The following is an 8,873-nucleotide window of genomic DNA, read 5'->3' as shown; positions in this document are numbered from 1 at the left end:
GGCGACGTCGCAGCGGGCACCCGTCGTCATCATCGGTGCCGGTCCGACCGGTCTGAGCGCAGCGGCACTGCTCGCCGACTTCGGTGTCCCCAGCGTGGTCCTGGAGCGCTGGGAGGACGTCTACCCTCAGCCGCGAGCCGTGCATCTCGACGACGAGGTCTACCGGATCCTGGCCCGGCTCGGCCTCGCCGAGGCGTTCGAGCACATCTCCCGCCCCGCCCGTGGCCTGCGTCTGGTCACCGACTCGCTGGACCTCATCGCGGAGTTTCCCCGCGGTGAGGACATCGGTGTTCACGGATTCCCGGCGGCGTCGATGTTCGATCAGCCCGAACTCGAACGGCTGCTGCGGGACGCGGTCGCGGCTCGCGACCTGGTCACGGTGCGCGGAGGTGTGGAGGTCGTCGACATCTCCCAGCGCGACTCGTCGGTGATCGTGCACGCCGCTGATCGCAGCACGGGGGAACGCCTCACCGTCGAGGGCGCCTACCTCCTCGGCTGCGACGGAGCGGGCAGTCTGACCCGGTCCGTCGTGGGGGCGCACTGGCGCGACTTCGGGTTCAGCCAACGATGGCTCGTGATCGACGTCGAGACGACCGCCGATCTACGGCAGTGGGAAGGCGTGCAGCAGGTCTGCGACACTCGGCGCGCGGCCACGTACATGCGCATCGGTGACGATCGCTACCGGTGGGAGTTTCAGCTCCTGGACGGCGAATCCGCCTCGGACTACGCCGATCTCGCGGCGGTGCTGCCGCTGATGCGGCCCTGGCTGCCCCGAGCCGCCGATCTCGATCTGCGGCTGGTCCGCTGCGCGGAGTACACGTTCAACGCCCGAGTGGCGGACCGCTGGCGGCACCGCCGGATCTTCCTCCTCGGCGACGCCGCGCACCTCACCCCGCCGTTCATCGGGCAGGGGATGGGCGCCGGGATCCGCGACGCGGCGAATCTCAGCTGGAAGCTGGCAGCCGTCCTGGCCGGCGGCGTACCGGAGTCGAGTCTCGACAGCTACGAGAGCGAACGGAAGCCCCACACGACCGGCCTCATCCGACTGGCCATGCTCACCGGCGCCCTGATGACGGGCGGTGGGCGCGGCGGTGACGCTCTCCGGGGCGTCATCGCACCGCTGCTCGCGCGGCTGCCCGCGTTCGTCTCTCGGCTCGCCGACAGCGCCACGCCGGCCCTTGGGCCCTCGTACTATGTCCGAGCCGGTGTGGCGGGCACGCCTGTTCGCGCGCTACGCGGGCTGGTGAGTGCGGACTACACCACGGCCGGCTCGCTCGCGCCGAACTCGGTGCTGTCGTCGAGCGGGCTGCGCCTCGACGACAGGGCTCCGGGCTTCGCACTCGTGAGCCTCGACGAACCGAGCCCGGAACAGCGATTCGAGATCGGTCGTCGCGGGGCGACGGTCATCGTCGTCGACTCGCGTTCCGGCCTCGGGATCTGGCTCAGCGACCACGATGCGCGCGCGGCCCTCGTCCGCCCGGACGGGACGGTGATGGCCGCCGGACGCACGATCGCGTCGATCTACACCCTCATCCCGCCCATGCCGGTCACGGCGGAGTATTCCCGGTCGCGCCTGCCACATCGCGTTCGTCGGCCGGAAACCTGTTACGCAGGGCGAGGGAGACGTAGATGAGCGCCACCAGCACGGGCACTTCGATGAGCGGGCCGACGACGCCGGCGAGGGCCTGACCGGAGGTGGCACCGTAAGTGCCGATCGCTACGGCGATCGCGAGCTCGAAGTTGTTGCCGGCTGCGGTGAAGGCCAGGGTCGTGGTGCGGGCGTACCCCAGGCGCAGCACTCCGCCGAGCAGGAATCCACCGGCCCACATCACGGCGAAGTAGATCAAGAGGGGTAGCGCGATCCGCGCGACGCCCCCGGGGCGGGAGGTGATCTGCTCGCCCTGGAGAGCGAAGAGCAACACGATGGTGAACAGCAGTCCGTAGAGCGCCCAGGGGCCGACTCTGGGAAGGAAGCTCTGCTCGTACCAGTCACGGCCTCTGGCGCGTTCGCCGATCCGGCGGGAGAGGTATCCGGCGAGCAGCGGAATGCCGAGGAAGATCAGCACCGACTTGGCGATCTGCCAGGGGGAGGCGTCGATCGACGTCTGTTCCAAGCCGAGCCACCCGGGCAGCACGGACAGGTAGAACCATCCGAGCACGGCGAACATGACGACTTGGAAGAGCGAGTTGATCGCGACGAGCACGGCGGCGGCTTCGCGGTCCCCGCAGGCGAGGTCGTTCCAGATGATGACCATGGCGATGCAGCGGGCGAGGCCGACGATGATCAGGCCGGTACGGTACTCCGGGAGGTCGGGGAGCAGGAGCCACGCGAGGGCGAACATGAGCGCCGGCCCGAGAACCCAGTTGAGGACGAGCGACGAGATCAGGAGCTTGCGGTCGCCGGTGACGGTGTCGAGGCGGTCGTAGCGGACTTTGGCCAGCACCGGGTACATCATGATCAACAGGCCCAGGGCGATCGGCAGAGAGATGCCGTCGACCTCGATCGCGTCGAGCATGGTGTCCAGCCCGGGCACGAAGCGCCCCAGCAGCAGACCGGCGACCATGGCGGCGCCGATCCACACCGGAAGGAAGCGATCGACCGTCGAGAGCCGCCGCACGGCGGGCGAGGACGAGTTTGTCGAGGTCATGCGCCGGTCGCAGACGGTTGCGTTTGCCGTTGCAGGCATTCGGCGAGGGGCTGCAGAGCAGTGGTGACGACGCGGTAGTACACCCAGGTTCCGCGACGTTCGGAGACCAGCAACCCGGCGTCGCGCAGCACCTTGAGGTGGTGGGAGATGGTCGGTTGGGAGACGTCGACGGCGGGGGAGATGTCGCAGACACAAGCCTCGCCGCCTGCGTGGCTGCCGATCAGGCTGAAAAGCTGGAGCCGCACGGGATCGGCGAGCGCCTTGAACACCGGCGCCAGGTCGCGGGCCTCGACCGGCGTCAGCGGTTCGCCCACGAGTGGTGAACAGCGCACGTTCACGTCGACGATGTGGTCTTGATTCGACATGCGTCTATATTTACATCCATCGAATCATCGGCGTCGAACGGGGCCAGACGAGGCCGGGGCGAGGGTGCCCGTTATCGGACGCCGCACCTCAGGCCCGGCGAGCGTAGGATTGATTGTGACCGGCAGTCACATCTGACAGAGATCTGTCAGCGTCGCCGATCGTCACAGCCACCACGGTGGCCAGTCAGGTGAACGACCATGATCGCACCGTCCCGCTTCCGCCTCACCCCACGCCCCGACCTGCCGCCGATCACGCGTCGGCTGAACGTCCAACTGGGCGAGTTGAATCGGAGCATCCTCGACGCCGAGACCGCGACCGCGGTCGGCGATCTGAGTTCGGCACTCCTCAACGTGATCGCCGAACTGGAGAACGATCTGATCATCAGCAGGGGCCGATCAACCACCCACACTCTGACGCGCACCGCGTCGTGAGGAGGAATATCCCATGATCGTCATCCTCGGAGTCGTCATTCTGGTCGCTGCGGTGATCCTGGCGACCGTCGGCGTTCTGACCAATAACGGCGGCACCCACGTGCTGACGACCGACAGCTTCTCCGTCTTCGGGTACCACGTGACCGGTTCGACCGGCGCGCTGTTCCTCTACGGCGTGGCAGTCGGCGCGGTCGCCATGCTGGGTCTCGCAATGATCCTCGCGGGCGCACGACGTGCCTCGCGCCGGGGGAGCCGGGCGCGTCAGGACCTCAAGCAGTCCAATCAACGCGTCGAGAGCCTCAGCCAGGACCGGGACGATCTGATCGCCCAGCACGCAGACGCCGCCACACCCGACGCCCCCGCCGGCCGCGGGCTCTTCCGCAGGCGCTCACACCACACCGTCGGGTGAGCACTCCGATTCCGGCCCGACGAGAGCTTGCGGACATCCCACACGAGCGGGTCGAGGCCTTAGTCGCTTCCGTACGATGATGTAAGGAAGTCGCACCGCAGGTGCGGGTCAGAAGGGGCGGACGATGGCCGAGCGGGACGACGGTGCCGGCGCCGTCGGGCTCGTGGCACTCGTTCTGGTCGTCGTCGTCGCGATCGTGGTGCCGAAGCCCCTCTGGATCACCATCGTCATCTTGTTCGGGATCGCCGCGGTGGCCATCGTCGGCACGCTCGTGCGAAAAGACCTGGGGGAGCAGCGGCAGGTGCGGCAGGCCGCCGACCGTGCGGCCGCAGAAGAGCAAGCGCAGCTGGAGCGGGCTCGGCAGTCGAGCCGCCTGGGAAGCGAGAACGTGAAGCACTTCGAGGCCGCGCAAGCCGCCGCCGCGCGCGTGACCCACTCCGCTGCCGCGGACGAAGGATGGCTCGGAGAGGTGGACTTCACCGAGGATCTGCGGACCGTCGAAGAGAACTTCGAGAAGTCGACCGCATTGCGTGTCACCGCAGCCGACCTGAGGGCGCTGTCGGATCCGACCCCGGACGATCGCCGTATTCTCTCCGACGCGCCGGCCGCCGCCGACCGCTTGCAGAGCGCGGCGATCCGACTGGTCGATCTGATCGGCCGGTGCGCAGACGAAGCCGACCTCATCGACGCCTCGCTGCGCAAGCAACATCAGGATGCCGAGAACGAACGTCGACGTGCCGAGCTCCACGGGGACCTCAGCGCGATGCTCTACGGCGTCGAGAGTGCGGTGGACGGGGAACCGAGCGAGGCCGGCGCCGATCGAGTGATGGCCCGGGTGGCCGCCTACCGGGAGATCATCGCCGAGATCGCCCGGGTGCGGGACCAGTGAGCCAGATCGTTTCTGCGGTTGAGAGTTTCAGGACCCCGCTGGACGCGGGCGCAGCAGCGTCAGGTGATGCGGTCGACCAGCAGGTCGATGATCTCCCGTTGTTCGGTCTCGCCGGCGGGATGGGTGAGGAGACCTTCGACCACGAACGCGATGATGTGGCTCGCCGGCTCCGCATCGTCGGGAGGGAGCTCAGAACGGGTGAGCGCATCGGCCACCTCGTGAAAGCCGGTGTGCCACTGATCGATGGCCGGCGAGGCCGCGCGCCGCGCATGCACGGTGTCGACCAGGTTGCGCATCGCCGACAGTTCCTGAACGGCGAACATGATCTTGTCCGCCAGTGGCCGCTGCGCCATCGGTTCGTATCGCGACAACGCGTCGGCGAGGAGTTCTTCCAGGACGGCCACCAGCAGGTGGTCTTTGTCGGGGAAGTACCAGTAGACGGTGTTCGCGGTGACGCCGGCCGCAGCGGCGATCTTGCTCAAGGCCGTGGCGTCGTAGCCGTCGTCCACGAACAGTCGGCGCGCGGCCGTGACGATCTCGTCTCGCTTCTCAGCCCGTGCTCGTGGCCGCCGATTCGCAGGCATATTCCACACGTTACTTGATTGACGATCAAGAAGGCGTTACCGTCCTTGTATGCCAATCAAGAAGACAGGGGACCCGCATGCCGGACGGTGACCAGTACGGCCAGACCGACGAGTTCTTTTCGAGCGCCGGGGTCAGATGCGCCGCGACGGTGTACCGGCCGACTGCGCCGCATGCCCGGGTACCGGTGATCGTCATGGCTTCCGGTTTCGGCGCCACACGAGGCCTCCGGCTACCCGCGTACGCCGAACGATTCGCCGCCGCCGGCTACGCGGTGGTCTTGTTCGACTACCGCTGTTTCGGCGACAGCGAGGGGGAGCCGCGTCAGTTGCTCGACGTCCGGTCGCAACTGGAGGACTGGCGTGCCGCAATCAGGTTCGCCCGCTCGCTGGACGTCGTCGATTCCGACCGAGTCATCGCCTGGGGCACGTCGTTCGCCGGAGGTCACTTGTTGACGATCGCCGGCAGCGGGGAGCGACTGGCCGCAGTCATCGCTCAGGTTCCGCACGTCAGCGGCCCCGCGGCGGTGCGTGCCACAGGCCTGAGGCAGGCGCTGCGGCTGGCGCCTCCCGCTCTGGCCGACCTCGCCGGATCCCTCTTTCGGCGCCCGCCTCGATACGTCTCGGCGGTCGGGCCCGAAAACGCGGTGGCGGCCCTCGCGGCCCCCGGTGCGATGGCCGCGTTCGAGCGACTGTTGGCCGAATCGAGCATTCAGCGCGGCGACTACCCGGAGACCGTGGCTGCGCGGATCTTGATCAAGATCGGGTTCTACTCTCCGGCCCGTCATGCCCGGAAGATCACCTGTCCGACGCTGATTCAGGTGGCGGCGTCGGACAACATCGCTCCGGCGGCCGCGGCGGCGAAGACAGCTGAGAAGATTCCCGAGTCGACTCTGCTGCGCTACGAGTGCGGACACTTCGGCCCGTACATCCATCCGGACTTTCCCCGCGTGATCGCCGACCAACTCGAGTTCTTGACCGAGACCGTGCCCGTCGGGCCGTAAGAGGGAGACGGGAGAACTACAGTTCACTGAGCCGGCCGCGAGCGAATTCGTATACGTTCTCGTGCTTGTATCCGAAGCTGCTGCCGGCTCGGTGGATGTGCGGCTCGAACGTGAATGACTCAACGGAGTCAAGACGCGCCCGGTTGCCGCGTTCGAGATAGATTCTGTCCTCGCCGTTGCGCGGGATCGAATGGCCGAGGTTGCCCCGGAAGTCCAGATTCGCGTAACCCAGGTCGCGGATCCTGTCGTTCATGATGGCGGCCAGTTCCTCGAACGTCTGCCACGGTCGCGCAGTGTCGAGAAGCTGTGCATGGAGGACGTACTCGGCCGAAACGCCGTCTCGCCATTCCGTGCACGACGAATCACGGGCATCGTCGAGGGCGATCCCGTCCTCCACGACGAGGGTTCGGGCGAAGTCGCCCCAGACACCGTCGCACTGGGGACTGAGATCGAGAGTGAGAATCTCGTTGTGTCCCAACCTGTAGTCCGGAGTCTGGTACTCGCGACCGGAGATCGATCTCGTCGTACTCTCGCCCGCGAACACGAAGGCACCGATGCCCCAGTACCAGAACGAGTCTGCGCCCAGTCGACGCATCGTGCTTTCGCAGAACTCCCGTATCTCGGCGAGAGTCTGGCCAGGCTCGAGGTGAGCGCGCGTGGCTTCCATGGCACGACGGGCGATGCGCTGCATGTCGATCTGGGAGACCATGAACTCACGCTACCGTCGAGAAACGCTGTTGGATGGCGGCGGACACCCCAATCCGTACTGGCGTCCCCTTGATCGCAAGTGCCGAAAAACGTAGGGGAGTGCGGCCGTCGATCGATTCAGCAGCAGGTATTGAGGACTGCGCGCAGCGCTTCGAGGTTGGCAGGCTCGGCGCGGTACAGGTTGTTGACTCCCCGGCGCTGCGAGGTGACCATGCCCGCACCGCGGAGTTGGTTGAGGTGATGTGTCGCGGTGCCGCCGGAGACACCGACGGCGGCAGCGAGCTCACTGGCGGCCACCTCACGAAGCGTGTCACCCATGAGCAGTGACATCATCTGAATCCGAATCGGGTCGGCGAGTGCTTTGAGGCGAAGTGCCAGTTCGACGGCGTCATCGGCCGACATCGGTCCTGCGGCCAGAGGTGCGCAGCAGATCGGGGCGCTGACATCGATGACGGGCAGAGGTTTGGGCATGGAATCGAATCTACCAGTTGACTTTGACATCTATCAAAGTAATCGGTTACAACAGAACAGTCGATCACTTCGACATCCATCAAAGCCTCGGAGGTTCCCATGGCCCGCATCCAACTCGCCCTCAACGTCGACGACCTGGAAGCGTCGATCGCGTTCTACAGCAAGCTTTTCGACACCGCTCCGGCGAAGGTCGAGTCCGGTTACGCGAACTTCGCCATCACCGACCCCGCCCTGAAACTGGTCCTACTCGAGAACAGCGACGATGGCGGCACCATCAACCATCTCGGCATCGAAGTGGACTCCAGCGAAGCTGTTCATAGCGAGATCGCCCGACTGTCCGATGAAGGCCTGTTCACCGAGGAGCAGATCAACACCACGTGCTGCTTCGCCACCCAGGACAAGGTGTGGGTGGGCGCCCCCGACGGCGAACACTGGGAGGTCTACACCGTCCTGGCCGACGCGGACACTTTCGGCGAACCTCCCACACTGACGACAGGGGAGGCCTGACCCCAGTCCGATCCATGTTCCATTTACAAGGCGGCTGTTCGGGCGAAGCTCCGCATCCGCCCGGCGGGAGCTCTTGAGCCGTGTTGACGCATGGTCGCGCGAGCTCGTCGTAGCGCCGCAAAGCAACCTGCAGATGGCGCCGGCGAAGCGCGTCCTGAGTAGCGCGCGCTTGAGGCGCGACCAGTCCGCCGGGATGGCGGTACATTGCGCACCAGCCGTCGAGGGACTCGCCCTCCAGCGGGGTGAACAGTGAGTGCCGCTCACACGTACGGCTGTGTGAGCATCTCCAGGAAGTGCCCCGACGGATCCCTGAAGTAGACCCGACGGCCGTCACCGGTCGATACTTCACCGGGCCGACGCATCTGCGGATCGGCCCAGTGCTCGATGTCGCGCCGCTGAAGGGCCGCGTATCCGCGGTCGAACTCGTCATCGTTCATCAGGAATGCCAGGTGAATCGGATCGTTGACCGGCGCGGTGGCGAACTGGAGGAGAGTGTCGTCATCGAGGACGATGTTGACGAACGGCCCCCAATCCTCGGTCCGGCGAGCGCCGAGGACCTCGAGATAAAACTCGGCGGAGGCGGCGGGATCGTGCGCCCGATGATAGTGTACTTGTCATAATGTATCTTATCGGCACGAAACTAGGACGGGTTCAAATAGATGAGAGGACTCGACCCTGCCACCATCGAGCGACATGCAGTGGCGTCTGCCGCGACGTATGCCCAATACGTTTCGATTCTTGACGCCGATGGATGAAGTTCCACACGCTGAGACACACGCTCGACCAACATCGTGCCGAGTGACACCTATCCCTGAACGGGAACTCACCTTCAGCAACAGGTGTTGAGGACCCCCCGAAG

11 protein-coding genes and 1 pseudogene are annotated in these 8,873 nt (G+C 66.1%); 6 read left to right on the top strand and 6 right to left on the bottom strand.

Going from position 1 to position 8,873, the window contains the following annotated elements:
- Positions 1-1,633 (top strand): bifunctional 3-(3-hydroxy-phenyl)propionate/3-hydroxycinnamic acid hydroxylase (locus GX543_RS09410; RefSeq protein WP_290851541.1); only part of this gene is annotated, 1,633 nt, incomplete at its 5' end.
- Here GX543_RS09410 and arsB read toward each other — a convergent pair.
- Together arsB and GX543_RS09400 are read right to left on the bottom strand one after the other, a co-directional pair.
- The gene (gene arsB, locus GX543_RS09405) at positions 1,548-2,648 is read right to left on the bottom strand and encodes an ACR3 family arsenite efflux transporter (protein WP_290851539.1); all 1,101 of its coding nucleotides are present in this window, start codon (positions 2,646-2,648) and stop codon (positions 1,548-1,550) included. The two genes, GX543_RS09410 and arsB, sit on opposite strands and share 86 nt — an antisense overlap.
- Positions 2,645-3,013, bottom strand: a complete 369-nt coding sequence (locus tag GX543_RS09400; RefSeq protein WP_290851537.1) for a metalloregulator ArsR/SmtB family transcription factor — start codon at positions 3,011-3,013, stop codon at positions 2,645-2,647. Before GX543_RS09400 ends, arsB begins: the two co-directional genes overlap by 4 nt.
- 198 nt (positions 3,014-3,211) lie before the next feature.
- Between GX543_RS09400 and GX543_RS09395 the strand changes: the two genes are divergently transcribed.
- The 3 genes from GX543_RS09395 (at position 3,212) to GX543_RS09385 (ending at position 4,743) form a co-directional block, all read left to right on the top strand.
- Positions 3,212-3,445, top strand: a complete 234-nt coding sequence (locus GX543_RS09395) for a hypothetical protein (RefSeq protein ID WP_290851535.1) — start codon at positions 3,212-3,214, stop codon at positions 3,443-3,445.
- A gap of 13 nt (positions 3,446-3,458) precedes the next feature.
- A complete protein-coding gene (locus tag GX543_RS09390) occupies positions 3,459-3,854 on the top strand; it encodes a hypothetical protein (RefSeq protein ID WP_290851533.1) in 396 nt (131 codons plus the stop codon).
- Between the two features lie 124 nt (positions 3,855-3,978).
- The gene (locus GX543_RS09385) at positions 3,979-4,743 is read left to right on the top strand and encodes a hypothetical protein (protein WP_290851531.1); all 765 of its coding nucleotides are present in this window, start codon (positions 3,979-3,981) and stop codon (positions 4,741-4,743) included.
- A gap of 59 nt (positions 4,744-4,802) precedes the next feature.
- Here GX543_RS09385 and GX543_RS09380 read toward each other — a convergent pair whose 3' ends face one another.
- Complete coding sequence (locus GX543_RS09380) at positions 4,803-5,327, bottom strand: TetR/AcrR family transcriptional regulator (protein ID WP_290851529.1); 525 nt, start codon at positions 5,325-5,327, stop codon at positions 4,803-4,805.
- Between the two features lie 77 nt (positions 5,328-5,404).
- Here GX543_RS09380 and GX543_RS09375 point away from each other — a divergent pair, with 77 nt between their 5' ends.
- A complete protein-coding gene (locus tag GX543_RS09375; protein WP_290851527.1) occupies positions 5,405-6,328 on the top strand; it encodes an alpha/beta fold hydrolase in 924 nt (307 codons plus the stop codon).
- Positions 6,329-6,344: 16 nt separating this feature from the next.
- Here GX543_RS09375 and GX543_RS09370 read toward each other — a convergent pair whose 3' ends face one another.
- Both GX543_RS09370 and GX543_RS09365 read right to left on the bottom strand, forming a co-directional pair.
- Positions 6,345-7,037, bottom strand: a complete 693-nt coding sequence (locus GX543_RS09370) for a M24 family metallopeptidase (protein WP_290851525.1) — start codon at positions 7,035-7,037, stop codon at positions 6,345-6,347.
- A 116-nt stretch (positions 7,038-7,153) separates the two neighbouring features.
- Positions 7,154-7,507, bottom strand: a complete 354-nt coding sequence (locus GX543_RS09365; RefSeq protein ID WP_290851524.1) for an Rv2640c family ArsR-like transcriptional regulator — start codon at positions 7,505-7,507, stop codon at positions 7,154-7,156.
- Between the two features lie 99 nt (positions 7,508-7,606).
- Here GX543_RS09365 and GX543_RS09360 point away from each other — a divergent pair, with 99 nt between their 5' ends.
- Positions 7,607-8,014 carry an ArsI/CadI family heavy metal resistance metalloenzyme gene (locus GX543_RS09360; RefSeq protein ID WP_290851522.1) on the top strand — a complete coding sequence of 136 codons (408 nt, stop codon included), beginning with the start codon at positions 7,607-7,609 and terminating at the stop codon, positions 8,012-8,014.
- 260 nt (positions 8,015-8,274) lie between these two features.
- On the opposite strand, the pseudogene GX543_RS09355 reads toward GX543_RS09360, so the two are convergent.
- A pseudogene (locus GX543_RS09355) lies at positions 8,275-8,598 on the bottom strand (VOC family protein); the annotation flags it as partial.
- Between the last annotated feature and the right edge of the window lie 275 nt (positions 8,599-8,873).

Source organism: Gordonia sp. (in: high G+C Gram-positive bacteria), assembly GCF_012515855.1.
GTDB lineage: Bacteria > Actinomycetota > Actinomycetes > Mycobacteriales > Mycobacteriaceae > Gordonia.
This window is presented reverse-complemented; position numbering and strand designations above follow the sequence as displayed.

Bases quoted from the DNA above. Each gene is read 5' to 3' on its own strand.
- GX543_RS09385 (WP_290851531.1), top strand. From the start codon at position 3,979: ATGGCCGAGCGGGACGACGGTGCCGGCGCCGTCGGGCTCGTGGCACTC.
- GX543_RS09365 (WP_290851524.1), bottom strand. From the start codon at position 7,507: ATGCCCAAACCTCTGCCCGTCATCGATGTCAGCGCCCCGATCTGCTGC.
- GX543_RS09375 (WP_290851527.1), top strand. From the start codon at position 5,405: ATGCCGGACGGTGACCAGTACGGCCAGACCGACGAGTTCTTTTCGAGC.
- GX543_RS09400 (WP_290851537.1), bottom strand. From the start codon at position 3,013: ATGTCGAATCAAGACCACATCGTCGACGTGAACGTGCGCTGTTCACCA.
- arsB (WP_290851539.1), bottom strand. From the start codon at position 2,648: ATGACCTCGACAAACTCGTCCTCGCCCGCCGTGCGGCGGCTCTCGACG.
- GX543_RS09390 (WP_290851533.1), top strand. From the start codon at position 3,459: ATGATCGTCATCCTCGGAGTCGTCATTCTGGTCGCTGCGGTGATCCTG.
- GX543_RS09395 (WP_290851535.1), top strand. From the start codon at position 3,212: ATGATCGCACCGTCCCGCTTCCGCCTCACCCCACGCCCCGACCTGCCG.
- GX543_RS09380 (WP_290851529.1), bottom strand. From the start codon at position 5,327: ATGCCTGCGAATCGGCGGCCACGAGCACGGGCTGAGAAGCGAGACGAG.
- GX543_RS09370 (WP_290851525.1), bottom strand. From the start codon at position 7,037: ATGGTCTCCCAGATCGACATGCAGCGCATCGCCCGTCGTGCCATGGAA.
- GX543_RS09360 (WP_290851522.1), top strand. From the start codon at position 7,607: ATGGCCCGCATCCAACTCGCCCTCAACGTCGACGACCTGGAAGCGTCG.